Annotated in this window: 23 protein-coding genes and 2 pseudogenes; 13 read left to right on the top strand and 12 right to left on the bottom strand. The window is 49.6% G+C overall.

Features of this window, described 5'->3' with window-relative positions:
* The first annotated feature begins 65 nt into the window (after positions 1 to 65).
* Positions 66 to 794 (top strand): DUF3784 domain-containing protein, encoded by a 729-nt coding sequence (locus KNO71_RS04455; RefSeq protein WP_214687435.1) that lies wholly within the window; start codon positions 66 to 68, stop codon positions 792 to 794.
* A gap of 12 nt (positions 795 to 806) precedes the next feature.
* Here the strand turns inward: KNO71_RS04455 and KNO71_RS04450 are convergent, their stop codons facing one another.
* Positions 807 to 3,503 carry an EAL domain-containing protein gene (locus KNO71_RS04450; protein ID WP_214687433.1) on the bottom strand — a complete coding sequence of 899 codons (2,697 nt, stop codon included), beginning with the start codon at positions 3,501 to 3,503 and terminating at the stop codon, positions 807 to 809.
* Positions 3,504 to 3,615: 112 nt separating this feature from the next.
* A complete protein-coding gene (locus KNO71_RS04445) occupies positions 3,616 to 5,388 on the bottom strand; it encodes an SH3 domain-containing protein (protein WP_214687431.1) in 1,773 nt (590 codons plus the stop codon).
* 281 nt (positions 5,389 to 5,669) lie between these two features.
* Here KNO71_RS04445 and KNO71_RS04440 point away from each other — a divergent pair, with 281 nt between their 5' ends.
* Positions 5,670 to 7,517, top strand: a complete 1,848-nt coding sequence (locus KNO71_RS04440; RefSeq protein ID WP_214687430.1) for a sensor domain-containing phosphodiesterase — start codon at positions 5,670 to 5,672, stop codon at positions 7,515 to 7,517.
* A gap of 81 nt (positions 7,518 to 7,598) precedes the next feature.
* Positions 7,599 to 8,252, top strand: coding sequence for a hypothetical protein (locus KNO71_RS04435; RefSeq protein WP_214687429.1), 654 nt, complete (start codon positions 7,599 to 7,601; stop codon positions 8,250 to 8,252).
* Between the two features lie 63 nt (positions 8,253 to 8,315).
* Here the strand turns inward: KNO71_RS04435 and KNO71_RS04430 are convergent, their stop codons facing one another.
* Both KNO71_RS04430 and KNO71_RS04425 read right to left on the bottom strand, forming a co-directional pair.
* On the bottom strand, positions 8,316 to 8,639 hold the full coding sequence (locus tag KNO71_RS04430) for a sensor histidine kinase (protein WP_483298385.1): 324 nt from the start codon (positions 8,637 to 8,639) through the stop codon (positions 8,316 to 8,318).
* Between the two features lie 20 nt (positions 8,640 to 8,659).
* Positions 8,660 to 9,103, bottom strand: coding sequence for a MerR family transcriptional regulator (locus tag KNO71_RS04425; protein ID WP_214685903.1), 444 nt, complete (start codon positions 9,101 to 9,103; stop codon positions 8,660 to 8,662).
* A gap of 321 nt (positions 9,104 to 9,424) precedes the next feature.
* Between KNO71_RS04425 and KNO71_RS04420 the strand changes: the two genes are divergently transcribed.
* The 7 genes from KNO71_RS04420 (at position 9,425) to KNO71_RS04390 (ending at position 15,049) form a co-directional block, all read left to right on the top strand.
* Entirely contained in the window at positions 9,425 to 9,634 is a 210-nt protein-coding gene (locus KNO71_RS04420; protein WP_012727210.1) for a hypothetical protein, read from the top strand.
* Between the two features lie 68 nt (positions 9,635 to 9,702).
* A complete protein-coding gene (locus KNO71_RS04415; protein ID WP_012727209.1) occupies positions 9,703 to 9,843 on the top strand; it encodes a YvrJ family protein in 141 nt (46 codons plus the stop codon).
* Positions 9,844 to 9,870: 27 nt separating this feature from the next.
* A complete protein-coding gene (locus tag KNO71_RS04410; RefSeq protein WP_147538794.1) occupies positions 9,871 to 10,083 on the top strand; it encodes a hypothetical protein in 213 nt (70 codons plus the stop codon).
* Between the two features lie 26 nt (positions 10,084 to 10,109).
* Positions 10,110 to 10,322, top strand: coding sequence for a DUF2922 family protein (locus KNO71_RS04405; protein ID WP_074035953.1), 213 nt, complete (start codon positions 10,110 to 10,112; stop codon positions 10,320 to 10,322).
* A 124-nt stretch (positions 10,323 to 10,446) separates the two neighbouring features.
* The gene (locus KNO71_RS04400; protein ID WP_214685901.1) at positions 10,447 to 12,291 is read left to right on the top strand and encodes a methyl-accepting chemotaxis protein; all 1,845 of its coding nucleotides are present in this window, start codon (positions 10,447 to 10,449) and stop codon (positions 12,289 to 12,291) included.
* Positions 12,292 to 12,480: 189 nt separating this feature from the next.
* Complete coding sequence (locus tag KNO71_RS17830; RefSeq protein ID WP_353047643.1) at positions 12,481 to 14,187, top strand: methyl-accepting chemotaxis protein; 1,707 nt, start codon at positions 12,481 to 12,483, stop codon at positions 14,185 to 14,187.
* A 112-nt stretch (positions 14,188 to 14,299) separates the two neighbouring features.
* Positions 14,300 to 15,049, top strand: a complete 750-nt coding sequence (locus KNO71_RS04390; RefSeq protein ID WP_078147538.1) for an SDR family NAD(P)-dependent oxidoreductase — start codon at positions 14,300 to 14,302, stop codon at positions 15,047 to 15,049.
* A 66-nt stretch (positions 15,050 to 15,115) separates the two neighbouring features.
* Here the strand turns inward: KNO71_RS04390 and KNO71_RS04385 are convergent.
* The 7 genes and pseudogenes from KNO71_RS04385 to KNO71_RS04355 all read right to left on the bottom strand — a co-directional run.
* Positions 15,116 to 16,027: pseudogene (locus KNO71_RS04385) on the bottom strand (IS3 family transposase); the annotation flags it as partial.
* Positions 16,028 to 16,244: 217 nt separating this feature from the next.
* Positions 16,245 to 16,988 carry an ABC transporter permease gene (locus KNO71_RS04380; RefSeq protein ID WP_074033236.1) on the bottom strand — a complete coding sequence of 248 codons (744 nt, stop codon included), beginning with the start codon at positions 16,986 to 16,988 and terminating at the stop codon, positions 16,245 to 16,247.
* Complete coding sequence (locus KNO71_RS04375) at positions 16,985 to 17,914, bottom strand: ABC transporter ATP-binding protein (protein ID WP_214687427.1); 930 nt, start codon at positions 17,912 to 17,914, stop codon at positions 16,985 to 16,987. The genes KNO71_RS04380 and KNO71_RS04375 overlap by 4 nt, the downstream gene beginning before the upstream one ends.
* A 15-nt stretch (positions 17,915 to 17,929) precedes the next feature.
* Positions 17,930 to 18,340: a DUF3021 domain-containing protein gene (locus KNO71_RS04370; protein ID WP_214687426.1), complete on the bottom strand. Its 411-nt coding sequence runs from the start codon at positions 18,338 to 18,340 to the stop codon at positions 17,930 to 17,932.
* The gene (locus KNO71_RS04365; RefSeq protein WP_078147534.1) at positions 18,333 to 18,812 is read right to left on the bottom strand and encodes a LytTR family DNA-binding domain-containing protein; all 480 of its coding nucleotides are present in this window, start codon (positions 18,810 to 18,812) and stop codon (positions 18,333 to 18,335) included. Before KNO71_RS04365 ends, KNO71_RS04370 begins: the two co-directional genes overlap by 8 nt.
* Before the next feature lie 109 nt (positions 18,813 to 18,921).
* A pseudogene (locus KNO71_RS04360) lies at positions 18,922 to 19,883 on the bottom strand (helix-turn-helix domain-containing protein); the annotation flags it as partial.
* An 86-nt stretch (positions 19,884 to 19,969) separates the two neighbouring features.
* Entirely contained in the window at positions 19,970 to 20,845 is an 876-nt protein-coding gene (locus KNO71_RS04355; protein ID WP_078147533.1) for a hypothetical protein, read from the bottom strand.
* A 533-nt stretch (positions 20,846 to 21,378) separates the two neighbouring features.
* Between KNO71_RS04355 and KNO71_RS04350 the strand changes: the two genes are divergently transcribed.
* Both KNO71_RS04350 and KNO71_RS04345 read left to right on the top strand, forming a co-directional pair.
* Complete coding sequence (locus KNO71_RS04350; protein WP_078147532.1) at positions 21,379 to 21,603, top strand: hypothetical protein; 225 nt, start codon at positions 21,379 to 21,381, stop codon at positions 21,601 to 21,603.
* 19 nt (positions 21,604 to 21,622) lie between these two features.
* Positions 21,623 to 21,787 (top strand): hypothetical protein, encoded by a 165-nt coding sequence (locus tag KNO71_RS04345; protein WP_214683581.1) that lies wholly within the window; start codon positions 21,623 to 21,625, stop codon positions 21,785 to 21,787.
* An 11-nt stretch (positions 21,788 to 21,798) separates the two neighbouring features.
* Here KNO71_RS04345 and KNO71_RS04340 read toward each other — a convergent pair whose 3' ends face one another.
* Positions 21,799 to 22,962 carry a hypothetical protein gene (locus KNO71_RS04340; RefSeq protein ID WP_214687425.1) on the bottom strand — a complete coding sequence of 388 codons (1,164 nt, stop codon included), beginning with the start codon at positions 22,960 to 22,962 and terminating at the stop codon, positions 21,799 to 21,801.
* A gap of 134 nt (positions 22,963 to 23,096) precedes the next feature.
* On the opposite strand from KNO71_RS04340, the gene KNO71_RS04335 reads away from it, so the two are divergent.
* A complete protein-coding gene (locus tag KNO71_RS04335; protein ID WP_214683583.1) occupies positions 23,097 to 23,657 on the top strand; it encodes an AAA family ATPase in 561 nt (186 codons plus the stop codon).
* Positions 23,658 to 23,685: the final 28 nt, after the last annotated feature.

The raw sequence follows: 23,685 nt of genomic DNA, 5'->3' as shown, positions 1-23,685 counted from the left end.
GTTTTTGCGAGACGTGAATCTTTTGTAGCAGTCATGACGTATAGAAAGGAGAGGAGGCGAGGCATATGTGGATTCTCATTCTAGCAGCAGGAATCGTCATCGCGTTAGGCTTCGCGGTTGACAGGCTCGGTTGGTATCACTTGATCTCTGGATACAATACAATGTCGAAAGAGAAACAGGAGCGGGTCGACATCAAAAAAGTGGCGCGACTGATTGCCTGGATGTGTTACGGGATTAGTGCGCTTTTTCTCATCATTGCGCTCATCGAACTGTCTGGTTGGAACGTTCCGCTCGAGCCGTTCTTTTTCGCCCTGATGGTATTCATTGTCGGGATGCTTTGGCGGATGCAGCGCTATGACGGTAACATCTACGATGGAGCGGGGCGCTTGAGGCCAGATGGGAAAAAACGTCTCATTCCGATCATCATCGTCTCTGTCGTATTACTCGTCGGTGTGCCGGCGCTCATGTTTTGGTTCAGTCAACCGACTGAGGTGATCGTGACGGATGAAGCGATCGTGATTGAAGGCAGTTATGGTCGTGAGGTCCCGTTTGATGAAGTGGAAGACGTGACATGGACGACATTGCCGGATATCGCGCGTCGAACGAACGGAGCAGATACGGGAACGCGTCTGACCGGACATTTTCGGACGGAAGCAGGGGAGGATGTACTCCTCTTTATCGACCTTGATGTCGAGCCGGTGATCCGACTCGATTGGTCAGACAAAACAATCTATCTCAATCAGTCTTCGTTTAAAGAAACGAGGCAGTTATATGAGGACATTCGTTCACGCTGAAAAAAGGGACACTCAACGCGAGTGTCCCTTTTTGTTGACCCATGATTCGAATGAGGCTGCGTCCAGGGCGGGTGAGAAGTAGAAGCCCTGTCCGAGTTCGACCCCTTCACGAAGCATGCGTGACAGGTCGCTTTCGGTCTCAATCCCTTCGGCGAGAGCGGTTAGTTGTTGCTCGTTCGCAAAGCGAGAGACGGCACGTAAGAAGGACGTACTTTCTTTCGCCTTTCCACTCACATACATCCGGTCAATTTTCACTTCTTGAATCGGTAGGTGCCAAATCGCTTCGAATGAGGCGTATCCGGTCCCGAAGTCGTCGATTGATAGGCAATAGCCGAGGTCAGCGATATCTTCTAATCGTTCGAGTTCACTCGCATACGACATGATGTCAGAGGACTCGGTCAATTCAATCTTCAATCGGTCAGGTAGCCACGGGTATACCTCAATCGAATCCCGAAGCTTCGCCAGGATGGAAGGGTCGACCGAATGGGCCGACAAGTTGAACGACAAGGAGATGTCTTCAAATGAAGTCCCTTGCCATGCGACGAGCTGGGCAATCGTCTGATCGAGAATATTATGTGAGAGCCATAAGATTTGATCGGAACGTTCCGCGATGCGAATGAACTCGTTCGGTGGGATGACTCCGATGTCAGGATGTGTCCAGCGAGCGAGCACTTCCGCGCCAACGACGCGACCTGTTTTCAATTCGACTTGCGGTTGATACGCGACCGTCAATTCTCCTTTTCGGATGGCATCCGGAAGTGCTTGTTCAATCAATGCGGCGAGTTGCATCTGGGCTAAAATCTCGGAGTCATACCAAACCGAAGGGGTACGTGTCTCTTTGGCGTGCTGTAACGCCTTCATCGCCTTAAACAGACAGTCGTTGTATGCCCCTTCCGTTTCGGTCGCCCCGATTTGAATATGTACGTTTTGGCGTTTATGGTTGATTGTCACTTCAGTTGGGAAGAGCTCCAACAGCTCATGCTCGTCCTCGTATGAGAAGCCTCGGACATACAACATAAACGTGTCGTCTCGGTATCGACCGAAGAGATGTTGGGCATATTTCGAAAGACGGGACTCGACGGCTCGCGCAAACTCAATCATGAGCAAATCAGCATACGCAGGGTCGTACCAATCAACGAGATGATGATAGTCATGAATCCGGATAAGGATAAATGCACCGTCAATCTCTTGCTTTTCCCACTTGCGAACAAAGCCATATTCATTATAGAGGTTGGTCGCCAAGTCGAAACGGACGAGACGGTCGACCTTCCGTTCCCGTTCGACCCGGTCCGTCTCATCTTCGACGATGAGGTAATACGTCAACTTTTCCTCACGCTTGAGCGGCGTCAGTTTCACATTCAGATAACGGAGATGTTCCCCTTTCAGATGAATGATGAACTGCGCACTCGTCCCATGTTCAGTCACACCTTCGAGCGCTTGCTCGAACAAGCGGCGACCCGTCTCGGTGAACAATTGGTTGATCTCATATAAGTTCCGATCACCGAAAAACTGCCGGAACATCTCGTTGCGCTCAATCAGGTTATACGAGTCATCCATGAGGGCGATGGCGAGTCCCGTCTCAGAGAAGAGAGACGACCAGCGCTCATGGTAACGCACGAGGTCTTGTGAACGATTCTCTAGTTCGTGAACGGTCGAATGGACACTCGTGGCAATCTCGCGTAACTCGTCCTCGATCCCTCGGAAATCATGTGTTTTCGGAAACATCGCTTCGACAGGTTCTAGGCTAGGGTCGATGGCGAGTGCGCGTGCTTTGAGATGCGCCAAATCGTGATTGTAGCGATTGCGTGTATAGTAGAGCAGAAATAGGAGTCCGAGCGATAACAGCAACGTCACCACGAATGAAGTGGTGGCTAAGACTTGATAATGCTTACTTTCTTCTTGAAGCATCGTCTCAGAACTCGAACGGATGGAACGAAGGGCACCATAGGCGTCCTCGTAGACATTCGTTGAATTGACGTAACGAGCTTCTAGAGACGCCTCGCGATTCGCCATATTCGCAAAGGACTGTCCGCTTTCCGCCACGTCGATGACCGCTTTCGACTGCAGTGTCTCATTCGATTCAATGATGGTTTGAACAAGTTTTGCTTCGCCGACAATCAGATCCACGGTGTTTGTGAGTTGACCCGCATCAATCGGGTTACGGAAGAGGGCTTCACGATTCCGCATAAGAATCGATTGCATTCGCATGATGGCATCCGTCAGTTCGTATGCCGCATTCGATTGATTCGTTTGCTCGAGTGCTTGATATAGCCAGCGTCGATTGATGGAACTGATGACATCGGTTGGGACCGCCTCGAATTGTTCAGCCTCGAGAATTTGATTCAACTCATTTGAGAACGTCTGGAGCGTCTCCCGTTCCCGTTCGTTCACACCGTCCTCAAAGTCGTTCAATAAACGCTCATTGTATTGGAGTGCCCGTTCTTTGTACGGTGTGGAGAGGAAGGATGTCGTCGGATTCGACTGCTCCTCATACCGGGTCGCCGCTTCGAAAAGAGAGACGTATGCTTCGACACCAGCTAGGTTTGCCGCTTGATTCAAATTCGTAATCGTCTGGTCGATGGCTTCTTGTTTTTCATGCCAATAAAAACTCGTGCCAAGTCCAAACAACAGGACACCGATGAGACAAGCAATCGCGAGCGCCATCGTGTAGGTACGGTATGGAATTTTTGCAAAACGGGGTTGGCCCATCCGGCACCTCCTTTTTTCCTTCATCATACTTCCGAATTCGGGTCAAGCGATAAAAATCCTGCAATACGAAAGAAAAACCCGACTTTTGTCGGGTTTTTTGGCGTGACCAAAGTCACGGTCGCTTATAACCGATTAAGCGTGACTGCCAATACGGTTCTTTACTGATTTGGTTGTATCCTAATCCAGATGAACCGGCATGGATGAACGTATCGGAATTGATCATGATACCCATGTGCGATGGCCCGGCGGTATATGTGTTTTCGAAGAAGACGAGGTCACCGGCTTGCGGGACGAATGACTTGGGCAATTGAGGTCCGAAATAAGCACCACCCCAATAATTAGCCACGTTTGTCCGTGGGATGCTGACGCCGGATTGATTGAATACATAATAGATGAGTCCTGAGCAATCGAATCCACCATTTGCCGGGCTTGATGATGCCCATACGTACGGTGTGCCGACGAAGCGTTTTGCCACATCGATGGTCGAAAGCCTAGTAGCTTGGGCACTTTGCCCTTTGATTTCAGCGACGGCTGATTTTGCGACGAATCCTGATGCGAGACGATAGTGGGTCGATGTCTCCCCGATTACGTTCAAGAGTTCTCCCCGAAGTGTCGAGCCGACCGTGCTACTCGACTCGTTCGCCTGTGACCGAATCGATGTTGGATAGTACGTATAATATGAATTCGAATCATAAGAACCTTCAACCCAAGACGGGCCGTCTGCCGAACCTTTCGGGATGGTTTTCACATAAGCCGAGGCGACAAATCCTACCGTATTCCCGTAATAGATTTGAAGCCAGCCTTTTGACGACTGGACGACGCGCAACGTCTGTCCTGCTTTGACACTCCCGATGATGGTCGCGCTCGTCGATGCGCTCGAACGTACGTTCAAGGACGGTGTGTTGACGATATAATCGACAGCCGCATTACCAGCACCGGCATCGCCTTCGTTCGGAGCCGGGTCACTCGGTGTCGTGGACGTCTCTTTCAAATAGCCGGCACTCACGTATCCCGACTTCCCGTTATATGTGACATAGTACCAGCTACCGGACTGCTTCGTCGCCTTGACGACGGTGCCGTTCGGGATGGTCGTGACGAGGGCGTAACCGATGCCCGCACCTTGCCGAACGTTCAAGTTCGCGGTCGTGACGAATGATTGGTTCATGGTTTGTTCTGTACTCGGTGTTGTCGGTGTCGCCACTCCTGATGTTGTTAAATATGTATTGGCGACATATCCTGTTTTCGACCCATACTTCACTTTCGACCATGACCCTTCGACAGATAAGACGGTCACGGTTTTGCCTTTTGGAATCGTGAGCAATACGGTCGTCTTCGTCGACTTCGACGAACGCAGATTCAAGTTGGCTTTCGTTTGAGCTGTAGTCGAGCTCGGTGTGACCGTTGTTGGTTTGTCGGTACTGCTCGACATAGATGCCTTTTGCAAATAATCGTTATGCACCCAACCGGTCTGTCCGCCGTAACTGACTTTCGTCCATGAACCGTTTGATTGGATCGGTGTGAGCGCCGTACCTTTTGGAATCGTCAAGAGGACACGATGCCACGTTCCCCCGGCGACCCGCATGTTCAATGCGTGTGTCGTCGTGACGCGGTTCGTACTCGCCGTGGTTAACGAGGAACCACCTGTCGCAGCAGAGGGACTGCCTGTGAGCTTTAGTTTTTGACCGATGCGAATGTGATCGGAAGAGAGACCGTTCAACGATTTAATCGTCGCAACGGACACATCATAGGACCGACTGATCGACCATAACGTATCACCCGAACGCACCGTATGTGTGCTCGCCGCTGCTGCTTCGTCTGCGTGGGCAAGCACGCTGACCGCTGCGAGTGCCGCGAATGAATAGGTGAGACCAGACTTTGGATTCATAGCGTCACATCCTTTCAAAGAGTGAGAACGAAACAATTTAACAATTGAAACAATACAAGTTCATTGTACGGTGCAAAGAAATAGGCAAGCAATGGGACAAAAGGTCAATTCGCGTCTCTTTCTTAAAAAGAAGGTCAATAATTTAGAAGTGGGAATAAATCCCTGTTTCATCACTTGAAAAAAGAAGGAAGTATTGACTTTCTGTTGAATTTTGAAAACCGTTGAATCGGTTGATTCGTGCTATCATTAGGTCAAATTTAAATGGGTGAGGTAGCAGACTGATGATCGAGAACAACTTTTCAAACCGAGTATATCGTAAACATCAAGAGAAACTGTTCGCGCTCGTACGGATGCCGATTGTAACGGAAGAAACGGTGCAGGAGGCAATTCTGTATATGTGTGAGATTGTCGCCGATATGTTGGCAGTCGATACAGTCTCGATCTGGCATTTTGATACATCGTATCGATCTATTTCATGTCAAGTCGCTTATTCTCACGAATCAGGGACACATCATCCGAAGTTGACGGTCCAGCGTGAACTTGCGCCTGACTATTTTGATGCGCTTCAAACAGAGCGAATACTTTCGTTTGAGGATGTTCGCAGTCATCCATGGGTGAAGGACTTGTACAAAGAGTACTTTGTAGAAGGAAAGCGTGTGTACTCCATGCTAGATGCTCCGATTTATGCAAACAATCGTGCCACAGGTGTGATTTGTTGCGAGACGTTTCTGCCTCGGGAGTGGAACTATCTTGAGGAATTGATTGTGAGTACACTTGCGGATTTTATTGCCATCCTGTACTTCCGGCTTGACCGGCAGCTTGTGGATGAACGGATTCATCAGTTAGCCTACACGGACGAACTGACAGGTTTGATGAACAAATATGCATTTGTCGAGGAAGTCGATCAATTACGTCAACAAGCGAGAGGGTTTTTAGGAGCAGTTTTATATATTCGAGCAGACGATTTTCGGTCTATTGAGGATGCGATTGGAACCGAAACATCGAATTTGATCGTGAAAGAAATGGCGAAACGACTACGAGCAGTAATCGATGAATCTAGGATGGCACGTACCTCGCAATCGGGATTTGTCATTTGGGTACCTTACGGGGAACGGAGGAAAATACGTTCGTTTGCAGAACATTTATGCGAGCAAGTGACGCGTGCGCCATATCGAGTCAATGAATTAGACGTTGTACTGACGACGAGCGCATTCATCTCCATTGAACATGAAAGTCGATCTACTTTGGATATGATTCATACAACACGTGTCGTTGCAGGTCAATCAGATGAGAAACGTGGGGTCATCAAGTTTTTTGAAGAGGCCATGGCGCAAGAAGCATCTGAGAGACTCTTGTTAGAGATGAATTTACGTACTGGTGTGATATCAGGTCAGTTTGAACTGTATTTCCAACCGAAAGTGAATGCTTCCTCAGGTAAACTGAAAGGGTTTGAAGGGTTGATGCGCTGGAATCACCCAGAGCGAGGTCTCGTGCCGCCGCTCGACTTCATTCCGCTTGCCGAATCAACTGGTGTCATCATCGACTTAGAGGAATGGGCGTTCGTGACGGCCTGTCGCCAACTCAAACGTTGGCATGAACGGGGAGACCGGTATGAACTCGCCCTCAATTTATCGGCGCGTCACTTCTTATCCGAAGGGGTCGTCGAAAAGTTTGCCCAGATCGCACGGGAAGAAGGGGTCAGTACGAGTTATTTGACCTTAGAAATCACGGAAAGCGTCGGGATGGAGAACCAGAAACACGTCATCGATCGTTTTGTTGCATTCCGAGAAGAAGGTTTTTCCATCTCGATTGACGACTTCGGGACAGGGTTCTCGGCGTTCGTCTACTTGAAGTATTATCCGATTCATGAGATCAAAATCGATCGCCAGTTCATTCAAGTGACCGAGAATGACCCGACCGGCAACGTCATCGTCGAATCGATTGTCGATCTGGCACGTGGCTTGAATTTGAAGACGGTGTGCGAAGGCGTCGAGACGCTTGAACAGTGGAACGCGTTACGCGAACTCGGCTGTGACGAGATGCAAGGTTATTATTTCTCTAGACCGTTACCGCTTGAAGAACTTGAAGAATGGATTGTTGACTATACGACACAGAAAAGGGACGCCTGAGCGTCCCTTTTAGAATTGTATATATCAATATCTTTCACTCTTATAACTTACCTAAAGTTTAGATTGGGGACTCAAATACATATGAATAGCTCAACGCCACAACAGTCAACTCATGAAATTACTTTTTTTAACCAATTCAAGAATTATATCTTGTTAGGGTTATTGGGAATTTTCTTGGGATGCTTAGATCAATATGCGAGTAGTTCCCCTTTGATTGATTTTGATACTACACTTGAGTTTTGGCTATTCCTAGTGACATTAGTAGCTGTGTTTAGCAAGTCACGATTAAACGCTTCCATTCATTCAATTATTTTGCTTGTTTCCACAGTTTTAGCTTATTACCTAATGTTCTATTTGAACTTAGGATTCTTACCTTATCAACTATTTGGAATATGGCTAACTATCGCAGTCCTATCCTCTGTCTATGCGTTAATCATTTGGAATGCCGGTCAAAAAGGGATAGGCGCCGCAATTCTAAGCTCAATACCTACTGCCTTTCTATTCAAACGAGGATACTATTTTCTTCCAGATCTTTTATTTAACTCTGAAGCAGCTCAAGTACGTATTCACTACTTTGGTATCGATATTCAAAGTGGATTTAATCTTGTGACTGCGGTTGTGCTTTATTCAATATTTTTTAAGATAACAGAACATCGAATCATTTTAACTGTTTCTACGGTTATTATATTCTTCATTTTTAAAGAAACTGGCATCCTCTCGTTTCTTCCCTTTTAAGTTGAAATGAAGTGGGTGCTTTTTGTATACAGTCTGCAAGGGACGCCTGAGCGTCCCTTTTTCTTATGCAGTGAATGTGATTCGAATCGTGGTACCGTATCCCGGTGCACTTTCGACTTCGACCTTCCCGCCGTGGGCTTCGATGATGTCCCGTGAGATGGCCATGCCGAGACCACTCCCGCGTGCGTCATCTGTATTCGTGCCTCGGTAATAGCGTTCAAAGATATAAGGCGATTCGGATTCGGTAATTCCATTTCCATCATCTACAATCGTCACGATGTCACCGTCGACTCGAACGGTCACCTCATATGTGGAAGTGTCCCGTGCGGACGTGCCGCAGTCGATTACGAAAAAGTGAGTAAAAAAGCCATTCGTCATGACCTTCATGGCGGATGGCTTTTGCCTGTTCAGACGACAGGCGCCTCATAAGCGTTTAGTTCGAGTTTTAATATGTACGTTAGTTCATGATGCACCAATTCGGAGAAGTTCGTCTTTTTGACGTGTGTTCGTGGGCGCAATCCGCATTCCAATGCGATGTCGACAATGGTACGAATCTGATTTTCCGTATAGAATCGCTTCCGACCAAACGTGAACGGGGTCGGCGGCAAGACGCCATCGGTCTCCCACTTGATCAATTGCTGTTGGCTGCGTGGGATGCCGGCCACACTAAAGGCGCGGCTCAATTCTTTGAGCGGATAGACAATCAAATGTTGCTCTTTATACGAAATTGGTTTTCCTTGTTCCGGCCGGTATGTATCCCATTCGGTCGCTGAAAACGTCAGGTCGGCTTGGTCGAAGTCGTGTTGAGCGGAAGGAATTGAGGCAAAGCTTGCGAGGTCTAGGCTGTTCATCGTGTATGTCTCCTTCTTCAAGACTGACTAGTAAAATTCAAAAAATGCCCTCCTACGTATCGTACCCCATTTACAAGAATTTAACTTACAGTTTTTTCAAATATGGGGAATAAATCATGGTACTTTTGACGTATTTTTGAATGCTGTCTGCCGAAGATTAAGATACCCTAATTGGTATGAAAACTCAAGAAAAGCAGTCCATATTTGAAAAATGAATAAAAATTCAGAAATTTTGGGACTATAGTCACTAATTGTTATATAAAAATAGAATGAGCACTTTCTTCATGAAAACGGTTAATAAGGGCGAAGGAGGTGAGACAGATGGCAGCATATCGAGAAACAGCGACGATGCTTTATTTGGACACCCGGCGACAACTCGACGGCAAAGAGAAAAAGCAACTCGTCCGCTATGGACCGCTTGGAAGTCGGATGGATGAGGCACGGATGAAACAGTTTGGTGACTTGATCAAGGCACTGATTGATGTGGAATCCGCCAACTACGTCGTGGCCCAAGAATTTCTAGTGTATTAACAGGGAGGACTTATGAAGAACCGCACTCGTCCCGCCGCCGATCCTCGGCACGATGAGCAGGTGGTCACATGAGTTGGCCCGAACTCATCTCCAATCTGGGGTTCCCCATCGTCGTCTCGCTCTATTTGCTTCATCGGATTGAGACGAAGCTCGATCGTATGATCCAGCTACTCGAACGAATGGATACCTCGACCGTATCAGAAACCTAATCCCCTATTGAAAGGAGCCATCCCCCCATGGCTGTCTTAACAGAGAAGAAAGCAACGTTCGTGTTGACGACGCATCATGACGTACAAACAGCAAAACCGACTAAGAAAGCACAACGGTTCGGTCCGATTCGTGCCGATCTGACGGCAGATACGATTGACGCGTTCGGTCGTCTCTTGATCGACCTCGTCATTCAAGAGGAAGCAGACCTCGGCATCGTCCGTGAATACGATTTAGTCTAACCCATACCTAAGGAGGAGAATCACCCATGACTGACACAAAACTTGAAATCTCATTTTTAGATGCATTCCATAAGGTCGTACGCTTCCGCTTGAACAACGTGAAACAACCGGTCGAAGCCCAAAAGGTAGAAGCGCTTGCTGACTTCATGGTCGCCAATGATCCGCTCGCGAAGAACGTGATGGAGTGGACCGAAATCAAGATGATTGAAGGTACGCAGACGGTATTGAGTGAGAAATAATCGATTGAAAGGTGACTCCTGTAGTTTGAGTCACCTTTTTTAAGTTTGGTCAATCCTCTTCATTATTTTCTGAAAATTGTCGATAGTATAGGAAACACTGCATGATTGAGAGGGGAATACATAAATGGCATGGAAATCAACATGGTCGAAGGCACTGAGCCGAATCAAACGAAAACCGACATGGACGTGGAAACCGACACTCAAGTGGAAACGCGGAGAGAAGCGTGAACGCACGACATCTTTCGGAGCGAACGTTGGAAAGAATTTGACGATTCGTCAAAAATTATGGGGGCTCGTCATCATATCGCTCGTCATGGTCATTGGCGTCGGTGGTTACGCACTGTTTTCAATGAGTGACGCGAACCGTCAAGTGGACGATATCGTCAACAATTGGAATAAAGGGCTCGATTACGCGCACGAACTCAATACGCTCGCTGCGAACTACCGCACGCTCGAACTCGATCACATCGTGACGGAGGATGCGGCACAAAAAGAAGAACTGATGACACGAATGAAAGAGATTCGTGACGAAATCAACACGATTGCACCGAAGTATGAAAAAACGGCTTCCGGTGAGGTGGACAAGGAACTCTTTACGAATTTCTCGCGTCAATGGGAGATGTACCAACGTGTTTCAGACAACATGTTGACGTTCAGCTCGACCGGTAACACAGGGATGGCTCGCTCATACTATGATGCACAGTCCAAGTCTACGTATGACAACTTCACACAAAAACTAGCAGATCTGGTCGACTACAACTCAGAAGGGTCGCAACGTGTCGGTCAGGACATGGAGCGTGAATTCATGCAGTCTCTCATGGCATTGATTGCCGTGACGGTCGGGGCCGTGGTGATTCTCTTATTCCTCGGACTCAGCCTGTTACGCTCGATTATTCGACCGATGCAAACGCTCCAGACACGCTTTGATGAACTCGCGACACAAGGTGGCGACTTGACGATGACGATTCCGGTCACGTCGAACGACGAGATCGCACAAGTCAGTCGTTCGTTCAACACGTTCCTCGGCACACTTCGTGAGATCATGATTGATGTCGACGAGACGGCGAAAGTCGTCCTCTCGTCTTCAAAAGACGTATCAGCCGAAGTGACGCGACTCAGTCACTATATGGAAGAGACGTCGGGTACGGTCGAAGAATTGACGGCCGGGATGGAAGAAACGGCAGCCTCTTCACAAGAAATGAGCGCTTCGACGACCGAGATGGGAAGTTCAATCGATTCAATCGTCGACTTATCCAATGAGAGTGCCGAAACAGCAAATCGTGTCGAGACACGGGCTCACCAAATGCGTGAGCAAGCTGTCGTCTCGAAAACAGAAGCAGTGGCAATTATCGAGAAGAAACAGGTCGAGCTCGCAGAAGCCATCAAAGGGGCCAAGTCGGTTGAAGAGATTCGCGTCTTGACGACAGCTATTCTTGCGATCGCCGACCAGACGAACTTGCTCGCCTTGAACGCATCGATTGAAGCGGCACGGGCAGGGGAAGCGGGTCGCGGATTCGCGGTCGTCGCATCCGAGATTCGCAAACTGGCGGAAAACTCACGTCAGACGGTCAACGAGATTCGTGACGTGTCAAACACGGTCATCGATTCGGTCGAACGACTCAATACGAGTTCGGCAGACATGTTGACGTTCCTCAATACGAAAGTCATGGCCGACTACGACCGACTCGAAGATGCCGCAACGCAATACGAACAGGATGCGACAGTATTCGGTGAGACGGCGAAGACGTTCGAAGGTAACGCGCTTCAACTTCGTCATATGACGGACAACATTCTTGGTGTCATTCAAGAAGTGGCGACGACCGTGACAGAAGGCGCGGACGGAACGCAGTCCATTTCAGAGAAAGTTCAACTCTCAGTCGAGCGTTTCAACGACGTTCAGGCGAAGATGGGCGAAACAGAACAACGGGCGACCGAACTCTCGAATCGCGTGGCGCAATTCAAGCTATAAGCAAGACTCAGAACCAGGCAGCTGTCTGGTTCTTTTTTGTTTCTCCCACGAAAAATAAAAAGATAGGTCAATACATAAATGAATTTCAAATTGTTGGTACAAATTAGGCTGTTGCGTCCGATATAGAAAAGGCAATACATAAAAATAGAGAGAAAAAGAGGTGAGAGAGGAGATTACTCCTCGTAGTACGTGAAAAAGCTATCGAACAAATGGACGTTATCAAAAAAAATCATGGCAAGTGTCGGCTTAATCTTGATTCTGACATTGGTCGGGATGGCCTATAATTTGTGGACGCTCGATCGGATGACAAGTCAGTATGAGCACATGATCTCAAACGATGTCATGAAAATGAAAGCGGCGGACGACTTGGCGCTCGGGATGGTGCGTCAGGCGTATGGGGTGCGTGGGTATGTGCTCGTACAAGACGATGAACGGAAACAAGAAATCATCCGAGGTGGAGAAGAAAAGAAAGCCGCCATCGAATCGTTGATTGAACTCGCGGACAACGAGTCCGAACGAAAAGAATTTGAATCGTTACTCGGATACGCGACAGGATATGATGAGTTGGCGACACAAGCCATCGCGGCGATTGACTCAAAAGATCAAGAAGCAATCGATCGTTTGACGCTCCGTCTCATGCCGGACGTGACGAAATCGATCGCATCGACCGGAGACGCATTGCAGGCCGAGACGGAAGAGAAGATGTTGGCGATGCAGATGGAGCTCCAAGAAGCGAGTCAGCGTGCCTTCTGGTACTCGGTCGTCATCGCCATCGTCAGTTTCGTCCTGACGATGGGCGCCGGATATGCCATCAGCCGTATGGTGACGACACCGCTCCGTTTCTTGGCAAAAGAAGTGGACGTGGTGGCGGAAGGAGATTTGACACGTGAGGACCTGCAGGCGCTCACACAAGATGAAATCGGACAATTGATGACCGGCTTCAACCGCATGAAAGGCAACTTACGTGAACTCATTGACCGTGTCACCCAAAACGCGCAGGAAATTACGGCGCAATCGGAAGAACTGTATGCGAGCACGGAAGAGATGGCATCACAGACGGAGGAAACGACCCGTCTCATCGACCGAATCGTGGACGAAACGATTGCGCAAGCGAAAGAAGCGACGGGAACGTCGCAAGCGGTCGCAGCAGCAGATGAAGGCATTGGCAAAATTGCCGGGTCCATCGGCTCAATTGACGATGACGTGTCACAGAGTTTGAAGCTCGCCGAAGAAGGCGGTGCGACGATGGCTCAGGCGAAAGACGAGGTACTCGCTTTGGAGCGGGAGACACGTCTGACGGGAGAATCGATTTCGGCACTGAAGCAACAGTCTGACGAGATCGCACTCATCACCGAGGTCATCCAATCCATCACGGATCAGACGAACTTATTGGCATTGAACGCGGCCATCGAGGCGGCACGTGCCGGTGAACAAGGAAAAGGGTTCGCCGTCGTCGCAGAAGAAGTCCGTAAGCTTGCCGAGCAGTCGAAACAGTCGGCGACACAAATCGCCGGGTTAATCGAGTCGATTCAGGCACAGTCGAACGCCGTTCTCGACCAACACGTCGTCAGTGCGAAACGCGTCGAGACGAACACGTTGTTGCTCGAACGAGCGACACGTGCGTTCGAACAGATTGTCAGTCAGCTCGAGACATCAGTCGATAATACGTCACATATCCGCATCGCCTCGCATGAGATTGCGGAGACGACGAAACAAGTCGCGACGTCCTCTCTTCAAATGTCACAAGACAGTGAAGGGATGGCCGACACAATGCGTACGGTCGGTGAGACGGCTGACGCCCAACTCGCGATGATCCAAGAATTGAACGGTGTCGCTGAATCACTCGGCAATATGACGAGTGACCTGCAGACACTGATTGGTCGATTCACGACATAAGTTGAAAGCCCTGTCTCCTTGGAGTCAGGGCTTTTCGTTCACATCGGAACGATTCGCGATGAAGAAAGTGGGGAATCAACAACAAGGTAAACGACAAAAAGGAGTGGATTATATGAAGTATACGGTCATTACAGGAGCTAGTTCAGGAATCGGCTATGAGACAGCGAAGCTACTCGCCGAAAAAGGCAAGTCGCTTGTGCTCGTCGCAAGACGGAAAGAAGAGCTTGAGTCGCTACGTGATGAGATCAAATCCATCTCGCCAGATAGTGATGTCATCATCAAATCGACCGACCTATCATATAGCGAAAACGTGTATGGTCTCTATGAATCGCTCGCGGACCTCGATATCGAAACGTGGATCAACAACGCCGGATTCGGGGATGCGGATCTCATCAAAGATGTCGACCTCGGTAAAATCGAGAACATGATTCGTCTGAATATCGAAGCGCTCACCGTCTTATCGAGTCTATACGTCCGAGATTATCATGACGTCGAAGGGGCGCAACTGTTGAACGTGTCGTCTGTCGGGGGCTATCGGATCGTCCCGAACTCGGTCACGTATTGTGCGACGAAGTTCTTCGTGAGTGCGTATACGGAAGGGCTCGCGCAAGAGTTGAAGCAGAGTGATGCCAAGCTTCGGGCGAAAGTACTCGCACCGGCTGCAACCGAAACGAGTTTCGCCGACCGGGCTCGCGATACGGAAGGGTTCGACTATAGCGAGAACGTCGCAAAGTATCACACGGCGCGCGAGATGGCAGAATTCCTATGGGAGTTACTTGAAGGCGACGAAGTCGTCGGGATTGTCGATCCGGAGGACTACTCGTTCAGCCTGCGCGGACCGATTAAACCGTATGCCGGATAAACAAAAACATCACGCCGCGCTGAACTGCTCCCCGTCAAGTAGACAGGGCAAATAATGAATACCGACCTAGGCGGCTTGAGCCCTGTATTCGACAGGGCTCAAGCCGCCTAGTCGTTTCTGAAAACGATCGTGGTTGTAGAACGATATGTAGGTCTCGATGGCCGATGTGAGTTCGCTATATGCTTGGAACTCACGCAAGTAGTACATCTCCACTTTCAAGGTGCCCCAAAAACTCTCGATCGGCGCATTGTCGATGCAACGTCCGACCCGGGACATGCTTCGGGTCATTCCCGCGTCTTCTACCATCCGTTTGAACCCTCTCGAGGTATATTGGAACCCTTGGTCGCTATGGATCATCGGACGTGCTCCTGTACGGAGCCCCGCGATGGCTGGCATCATCGTATGGAACACGAGCCCGTTGTTGTTGGACCTCCCGATGCGATAGGCGACGATTGAGCCGTCATACAGGTCGATGATCGCGCTCAGGTAGGCCTTCTTCCCGGCGCCGTATTTGAACTCGGTGACGTCGGTGCACCATTTCTCGTCTGGCCGGGATGCACTGAATTCTCGGTTCATCAGGTTCTCGGCCACATGTTGTGGCGTTGATTTCTTATGTCTCTTCCGCTTCCGGCGGATGATCGATTGGATCCCATGGATATGCATCAAGCGATAGATCCGCTTTTCATTGAACGGGGACAGGCTCTGTTGCCGGCGCAGCCGATTGATGGTCATCGTGATCCGACGGTACCCGTATGTGCCGTTCGCCTGGTCATAGAGTAGACGGATGTCCTCCAGAAGCTTCTCGTTCTCTTCTTGACGCACCGGTATGGTACGATTCAACCATTTGTAATAGACCGCCCGTGAGATGCCGGCGACTCGACAGAGGAGCACGATCGAAAGGGCCTCCTCTTCGTTTAATTCTTTGATGGCGATATATCGTTGCTGTAGCCGTACCTGGATGATCACGACCTCCTCTCGATGCAGCGCACTCAATTTTTGTTCGATCGTATGCCGACTTCTCGCCATAAAAAAACACTCCCCAATAGATAAACAGATTTTTTATTTCATCTGTCTACCTATTGGGGAGCATATCAGTATCGATACCAGGTCGCAGCTTAGGTCTACCCTTTTTTCTTTTTTACTGTCTACTTGACGGGGAGCAGTTCAAAAACCCCTGGCGTTGATTTTTGTTCATTTAACTCTTCGCCTGCCTCAAGTACCGCGGATAGAATACGAGCGCTGTGACGATACAAATTGTTCCGAAAACCACAAGAATTGCTAGAGATGCCCAAACATCTAGTAGAGTACCTTGCTCCAAGAGCACGGTCTTGTAGCCTTCCAGTGCCCAGTAATGTGGTAGGAACCTCGCAATGTTCTGCATCACCTCCGGCATAAATTCAACGGGCATCCAGAGACCACCGAGCATTGCACCACCGAGAGCAATGACTTGCGTGAGAGCAATTCCCATGTTTTCCGTCTTGGCGAGCACTGCCATCGCCATTCCACAGCCTGTCGCAACAAATGCCAGGCCGACAGAGAGTACAGCGAGCGCCACCGGGTCGCCGAGAGGAAGGTCATAGACAACTACACCAAACCCGAACAGCACGATGATCTGTAACAAGACCACTGCGACGAACGGCAACCATTTGCCAAGGAAATACTCCATCCGCGACAATGGTGTACTGGCCATACGCGCCGTCATGCCACTGTCGCGATCTTTGATAAACGCGATGACGATGGAAATCATGATGTAGAACGAGAACATGACTGTATACCCCGGCACGATCTGGACGACAAGTTGCTCGGGCTCTGCACCCATGCTCTCTCCAAATAACGTGATAAAGCCGACGATGAAGATGATGGGTAACAGAAATGTCCAAAACCATAGTCCCTTATCCTGTGTCTTCTTTTTCAGCTCTAGTAAGGCAATCGCGTTCATTGCACTCCCTCCTGTCTCGTGTCGCGTAAATGCGTGCCAGTCAGCTTGAAGAAGATGTCCTCGAGCTTCGCTTGACTGAGTTCAAGGCGTTCCGGAATGATGGCCTCAGCGGCAAACTGTTTGGCGATCTGCTCCAGAAGACGTAAAGGTTCTGCACTCTCAATCACAAACCCCTTATCCCGCGCAGTCACACCCTCGTATCCGTTTAACCCTTCTCGCGTCACGGACGGACCTTCCAAATAGATGGCCGCGTGTCGGTGTTTGGCGAGAACCTCTTGCATGGTTCCGTATTCGACGACGTTTCCTTGGTCTATAAACCCTATCGTGTCACACAACTGCTCCACTTCTTCCATGTAATGACTGGAATAAAGAATCGTCTTGTCCTGCCTTTTCAAGTCATGAATCAATTCGAAGATGGCCCAACGTGACTGAGGATCGACGCCTACTGTCGGCTCGTCGAGTACAATGATGTCCGGATCATGAAGTAAGGCACATCCGATATTCAATCGCCTCTTCATCCCTCCAGAGAAGGTGCGGACAAGGGATTTTTCTCGATCAGCTAAACCGATTAGTGCGAGTACCTGTTGTATGCGTTCTTGAAGCTTAGAACCCTTCAACCCATACAGCCTTCCGAAGAACAGCAAGTTATCACGCGCCGTCAACGTCTCTTCTAAACAGATGTCTTGCGGGACGTAACCGATGCGCCGTTTAATGGCTGTGACATTCTGTTTAAATGGTGCTCCTTGCACAAGGACATCTCCTTCATAGTCTTCCACCACACCGACTAAAATCTTCATGAGCGTCGACTTTCCTGCTCCGTTCGGGCCGACCAAACCGAAGCAGCTTCCCCTCGGTATATCGAGGTTTACTGAGTCAAGCGCTTGCCGTTTGTCATAGTTCTTGCGGACGCCTTGAATCTCGATCATATTTGTTCCCTCCCTTTATTTTCGTTGTTGCAAGGATTCATTCATGCGCTTTTCCATTTGCTTAAAGTACGTAAACCAGCCGAGCCAGTTGAGGATGTAGGTGATTGTGAAAAATACAAATCCAATGGCAAGTGAACGTGGTGTGAGTGGAACCCAACCTGTGAGCCAAGTAAAGATAGGAAACAGCACAATCAGCGACGTTACATAATGAAACAAGGTCTGCTTCAACATGCTCCATTCGTCTCTTTCGAATAATAAAGCGCTTATGCTAAAGTACGCACCGATCAACATGCTGCCGAGTAAGTTCAGAGCAATCAGGTGAGAAGAAACGGTATCTTCGGGATTATTCAGTACAACAAGCGCAATGAGCGTCACCACAGCCCCTACACCAAATCCACCAAACATACGGACAATCAATTTACTCACCACGGCCGCCACCTCCTTCCACTAATTGCTTGCGCAGATGCTGCACATAGCTTCGTGTGACGTATTCTTTATTACCGGATTTAAAAAAGACACACAGATTTCCGTTGAACGATAGTTCGAATCTGTCAATCCGGTCCATGTTGCCGATGACCGATTTGGAGAAGCGAATAAAGCTGTAGTTGGTCAAGAATTCTTCTAGTTCATATAGTTTGAGCTTCAACTCTAGCGTTTTCGTCTGCATCTGCGCGTACACCTTTCGATTTGCCGAATAGACATAGTCAATCTCACTCGGCTGCAAGATCACAGACCCCTCGCCGTCTACAGCTACAAGTCGCTTCGGTGAACCTTCTGATTTATCGAGTTCCTTCAGATGCCGCACAATCGCCTCTACTTCTTCGGTCCACTCGCTTGCCTGGATGGTCACCATGGGAGTGTCTTCGTGGGCCGGGTCAATATCAATTTTGATTTTCATGGAGGCCTCCTTCTCTTCTTTTACAGTATGTTAGAAAAAGTCACAATTGGTGTATGTTTATGTATGAGTTGCAAAAACGGAAGCCTGACATGCACAATTTGTTGCATGAACGCCCCTCCTCGAACGGGGACAGGCTCTGTTGCCGGCGCAGCCGATTGATGGTCATCGTGATCCGACGGTACCCGTATGTGCCGTTCGCCTGGTCATAGAGTAGACGAATGTCCTCCAGAAGCTTCTCGTTCTCTTCTTGATGCACCGGTATGGTACGATTCAACCATTTGTAATAGGCCGCCCGTGAGATGTCGGCGACTCGACAGAGGAGCACGATCGAAAGGGCTTTCTCTTCGTTTAATTCTTTGATGGCGATATATCGTTGCTGTAGCCGTACCTGGCTGATCACGACATCCTCTCGATCTCCTCTAACTTTTTTAGGAACAAGATGTCTGCACGAAGAAGTTCGTTCTCAAGCTCCATTTGCTGGATACGGCGCTTAAGCTTCTCTTCTTCGCTTAGTTCGTCCTCTGGCTTCGTACGCCCACGGCGGTCCACGAGCGCCTCTGCCCCGCCCGTGTCATACTTTTTGATCCAGCCATAGACCTGGGCATAGGACACCTGAAATTGTTCCGCGGTCTGCTGGTAGTTGCGTCCATTCTCCAAACAATATTTCACGATCTCAAGGCGCTCTTCGAATGTAGTTTTTCTTCCTTTTGTCATAGCTCAATCCATTCCTTTTCTCGAATCTGTTAACTCGCTATGACTAGTATACTTCTTAATCCATTTACGAAGAACAGACCAATTACTGATCTGATACTTGGAGAGTACCTCCATTCTAGTGAACCCATCGAGATAGTCGCGGACGGCCGCGATTTTCAGTTCCTTGGTGTAAGATTTCCATGCCTTCGATTCCTTCAACGCATCGATCCCACCGGTATCGAATTTCACTTTCCACACCTGGAGGGTGTGCCTAGAGCCCCCATGAGCCCCCATGATTTCCTTCCAAGTATATGTTTCTTCTTCCATCATGCGCAGCGCACTCAATTTTTGTTCGATCGTATGCCGACTTCTCGCCATAAAAAAACACTCCCCAATAGATAAACAGATTTTTTATTTCATCTGTCTACCTATTGGGGAGCATATCACGCTGGCGTGATGTTTTTTCATGACGTCGGTACAGAGTAACCACCCGTGAAGCGGTGTGTCAGGCGACGTGTCCAGTAACGCAACCGAAGGCGCCACACATAGAGCTGCGACGTGTTCGGAAGAATGACGTTGTCGACGTATTCCGCGAACATGTGACGGAACATCCGCTCTTCACTGCGGTCATAAGTCGCACTCCACATCCCGTGATTCTCGACTTCTAGGAGCATCCAAATCATCTCGTCGGTAAGCGGGTCATCGTCCTTCAACTCGGCCGTCAGTGCAGCGAAACGATGGCTACACATAGACGCGTATAAGGAATGGGCATGCGGGTCATGCGGATTTAATGTTAAGTAACCGCTCGAAGTCTTCATCAGTTCATTGACCATATCGAGCGGAATGTCGTCATACACTTGGAAAAATTCGAGCAACATTGGGACGGTGTCCGGGCCGAATCCGGCTAGACGGACATAGTTCATGATATGAAGACCGGCCTCGCCATGGAACTTGCGGTCGAAGTAGTGGACGGCAAGGGCGCGGTGCATGATCGGGACGTCCGGATAGCGTTCGACGCCACGGAGAAAGTGTTGTTCCGCTTCGAACGTGAACCCGGTGTCTTCACTGACGAACCCTTTCAACATATGAAGAATGTAGTGATCGCCGAGCGCGCTCGCTTTGTCGAGCCACGGTTTGGCCGAATCAGTGTCACCTTCTCGAATGTATGGATAAGCGCGCATCGCCGGGAAGAATGGGTCATCCGGGAACGCGGTCTCGCCACGTGTTGCCATGTCATTGATGGCTTCAGCGTTATAAGCTTCTGTTAATTCTGCGAGGAGCATCATCTCAAGGAACGTGCGCTGGAACTCTGGGGTGTGTAAATCGATCGTTTGTGTCATACGGTGTCCTCCTCACAAGTACTGGTGTCGCTCTATTATACTTGTTCTTGCAAAAGGCGAGTAGCATCTTTTTTGACACTCCCACGATTAAAACCGTGGGATTCTGAAGTGCTTGTGCGAGCGCAGTCCATTTCTGTTTTGCTCAAACCTCCAGATGAGGGTGTGCCATCACCCCTCCTGAGACAGATCATATAGATTCTCAGGCTGGTGGACTGTTACCATCCACCACAGGTCGTTGCAGGTGTGTCCATCTGATGTTTTAGCGTCTTTTGCATGACGACAGGCATCGTTTTACCGGTCATATGTTTTCATGACCGAACCGTATACGATTTTCAAGGGGCGATGGACACAGGCGTTTTAGAGACTTGTTCTTGTCTATGGGATAAGTATACCCGAACGTCGGATGTTTTCACATCCGAACTCACTCTCATCCCATGCCTAAAGGCGGGCTATGTCCGATATGGGCTTTCCCGTTCGTAAAATCTTGTAAAAACGGGAAATGGAAAGGTAGGACTGGAAAGGAGGGGGAAGGCATGGCGACGTTCACTGGATATGTCGCAGAGGTGATGGAGGAAAAAATCCGCGTCACGCCGACGCGGGAAGCGGAACCGTTTGATGGCATCGTGTTTCATGTAGCGAGACCTCTTTTGGACGAGACACCGCTTCTCGTCGGACAACAGGTTCGAGTCGAGCATGATGAACGATTGACACGCTCCTTGCCGCCACAAACAACGGCATATCGAATCGTTGTGTTATGATGAGGACGAGGTGAATGACATGGGACAACGGAACTTTCTATGGCTCGGAGCCGTCGTCGGCTTCAGTGCCCTCGTCGTCTGGTTGTTGCAAGATGCGCTCCCGTTCTGGGCGCTGTCGATTCTGCTTCTGGCATTAGGAGCGGTGCTCGGCAATCTCCAACGACGCTTCACACGTGACGAATAACGAGCACTCCATCAATCAGATGGGGTGCTCGTGTCGTTTTCCTCTTCAATCGGTTCTTCTGAATCTTCTTCGACGATGTCTTCTTCGACGATGGAGTCCTCATCCCCGTCTGCTTCGAGCGTCGTCGGTTCTTCTGGCTTCGTTGGCTCTTCCGGTTCGGTCGGTTCCTCCGGCTCCGTCACCGGGGGATCGTCTTCAATCGGCTCTTCCGTTTCCGGTGGGTCCGTCGGTTCCTCTGGTTCACTTGGCGGTTCCGCAGGCTCTTCCGGCGTCACTTCCGGTGTCGTCGGTTCGGGCTCTTCCACAACTTCCTCTTCGACTTCTTCCTCGACCGGCGCCTCCGGTTCAGTGGCCGGTGGGATTTCAGGTTGCGCCTCGGGAATAGGGGGTGCTTCCGGAACGACGACCGGTTCTTCTGTCAAATCTGGTTTGATCGGTTCGACCGGTGCGAGTTCGATAGGTGGCGGTGCCGGTGCATCTTTTGCGATGAACGTCCGGATGTCTTGCTCAAATAGTGCGGTCGGCAAGGCGATTCCTCGCAAATGGATGGCGACGACTCGCCCGGATGCTGAAAGGAGTGGACTGCCATACGCATGACGAGGTAATTCAAAGTTTCGGCTATAGCCGTTCTCGGCGAATGTGACCGTTCCGTTGATTCGTTCTTGCATCGTCAATGTGATCAACGTCTCATCCTCTGCTGCAATCGCTTGCGTGAGGGTGTACGGTGTGTTCTCCGTCTCTTCGATTCGAATGACAGCGATGAGCTTCGTCCGACCGACGACGGTACCGGAGACGGCCTGCCCTTCATGGTACATGATGATATTCGTCAATCCAGCCACATTCGAGGCCGCTGTGACGACATCGCGTGAACTCACCAAAAATCCCGTCCCGTAACTGACGGTGAAGAGGCTATCTTGTAGTGCGGCGAAGTCGACCGGTGTCGCTTCGTCAGCGGAGACCGTATCTTCCCCAATCGGCAAGTTGACCTGATCGGCGAGCGAGTCGGTCGAACGTAGCATGTCCGTGAAATAGGCGTTTCCAATGAAGGTGACAAAGGCAATGAGTGCGATAGCGAATGGGGTGGCAAATAACCAAATCGTGCGACGTGAGCGGCGGCCACACGTCGGACAGACCGTTTTCGATCGTGTCTTCTTTCCGCAGTGGGGACAAGTCACAGGGGCACCTTCTTTCCATAAAGTTCGATGCTATGCTTATTCCTTCATTTGGAAAGAGGTAAACAAATATTTTGGAGGGGTCACACATTTTAAGTCACATGATAAAATCTTCAAAAGATGTAGGGGGAAATCCAATGAAATTCATCATCTTATTTGGTCCGCAAGCCGTCGGCAAGATGACGGTCGGGCAGGCGCTCGCCGACAAAACCGGACTGAAATTATTCCATAACCATATGACGATCGACCTCGTCGGACCGTTCTTCAATTACGGGACGCCGGAAGGGAAGCGACTCGTCCAACACTTTCGTCAAGAACTGTTCGAATCGGTCGCCAAGAGTAATCTACCCGGCATGATTTTCACGTTCGTCTGGGCGTTTGACATGCAGGAGGACTGGGATTACGTGAAGAAAGTGACGGATTTGTTCGAGTCACACGGGGCGGACATCTATTACGTCGAGCTCGAGGCCGAGATGGAAGAGCGCCTCGCGCGCAATACGACGGAGAACCGTCTTGCCCATAAACCGTCGAAGCGTGACATCGCCTGGTCCGAGGCAGAACTGAAGCAGACGGCGACGATGTATCGATTGAACTCACGTCCGGGAGAATTAGACGTCGAGCACTATCTTCGGATCGATAACACGAACTTAAGTCCGGAAGAGACGGCGGCACAGATTCAACAAGCATTCGACCTATGAAAAAGCGGGTCCCCGTGAAAGGGAACCC

Source organism: Exiguobacterium sp. s163, assembly GCF_018617135.1.
Lineage (GTDB): Bacteria > Bacillota > Bacilli > Exiguobacteriales > Exiguobacteriaceae > Exiguobacterium > Exiguobacterium profundum.
Note: the sequence above shows the minus strand (reverse complement) of the source record. Positions and strands in the feature narration are given on the sequence as shown.

Bases quoted from the DNA above. Each gene is read 5' to 3' on its own strand.
- KNO71_RS04455 (WP_214687435.1), top strand. From the start codon at position 66: ATGTGGATTCTCATTCTAGCAGCAGGAATCGTCATCGCGTTAGGCTTC.
- KNO71_RS04450 (WP_214687433.1), bottom strand. From the start codon at position 3,503: ATGGGCCAACCCCGTTTTGCAAAAATTCCATACCGTACCTACACGATG.
- KNO71_RS04445 (WP_214687431.1), bottom strand. From the start codon at position 5,388: ATGAATCCAAAGTCTGGTCTCACCTATTCATTCGCGGCACTCGCAGCG.
- KNO71_RS04440 (WP_214687430.1), top strand. From the start codon at position 5,670: ATGATCGAGAACAACTTTTCAAACCGAGTATATCGTAAACATCAAGAG.
- KNO71_RS04435 (WP_214687429.1), top strand. From the start codon at position 7,599: ATGAATAGCTCAACGCCACAACAGTCAACTCATGAAATTACTTTTTTT.
- KNO71_RS04430 (WP_483298385.1), bottom strand. From the start codon at position 8,639: ATGAAGGTCATGACGAATGGCTTTTTTACTCACTTTTTCGTAATCGAC.
- KNO71_RS04425 (WP_214685903.1), bottom strand. From the start codon at position 9,103: ATGAACAGCCTAGACCTCGCAAGCTTTGCCTCAATTCCTTCCGCTCAA.
- KNO71_RS04420 (WP_012727210.1), top strand. From the start codon at position 9,425: ATGGCAGCATATCGAGAAACAGCGACGATGCTTTATTTGGACACCCGG.
- KNO71_RS04415 (WP_012727209.1), top strand. From the start codon at position 9,703: ATGAGTTGGCCCGAACTCATCTCCAATCTGGGGTTCCCCATCGTCGTC.
- KNO71_RS04410 (WP_147538794.1), top strand. From the start codon at position 9,871: ATGGCTGTCTTAACAGAGAAGAAAGCAACGTTCGTGTTGACGACGCAT.
- KNO71_RS04405 (WP_074035953.1), top strand. From the start codon at position 10,110: ATGACTGACACAAAACTTGAAATCTCATTTTTAGATGCATTCCATAAG.
- KNO71_RS04400 (WP_214685901.1), top strand. From the start codon at position 10,447: ATGGCATGGAAATCAACATGGTCGAAGGCACTGAGCCGAATCAAACGA.
- KNO71_RS04390 (WP_078147538.1), top strand. From the start codon at position 14,300: ATGAAGTATACGGTCATTACAGGAGCTAGTTCAGGAATCGGCTATGAG.
- KNO71_RS04380 (WP_074033236.1), bottom strand. From the start codon at position 16,988: ATGAACGCGATTGCCTTACTAGAGCTGAAAAAGAAGACACAGGATAAG.
- KNO71_RS04375 (WP_214687427.1), bottom strand. From the start codon at position 17,914: ATGATCGAGATTCAAGGCGTCCGCAAGAACTATGACAAACGGCAAGCG.
- KNO71_RS04365 (WP_078147534.1), bottom strand. From the start codon at position 18,812: ATGAAAATCAAAATTGATATTGACCCGGCCCACGAAGACACTCCCATG.
- KNO71_RS04355 (WP_078147533.1), bottom strand. From the start codon at position 20,845: ATGACACAAACGATCGATTTACACACCCCAGAGTTCCAGCGCACGTTC.
- KNO71_RS04350 (WP_078147532.1), top strand. From the start codon at position 21,379: ATGGCGACGTTCACTGGATATGTCGCAGAGGTGATGGAGGAAAAAATC.
- KNO71_RS04345 (WP_214683581.1), top strand. From the start codon at position 21,623: ATGGGACAACGGAACTTTCTATGGCTCGGAGCCGTCGTCGGCTTCAGT.
- KNO71_RS04335 (WP_214683583.1), top strand. From the start codon at position 23,097: ATGAAATTCATCATCTTATTTGGTCCGCAAGCCGTCGGCAAGATGACG.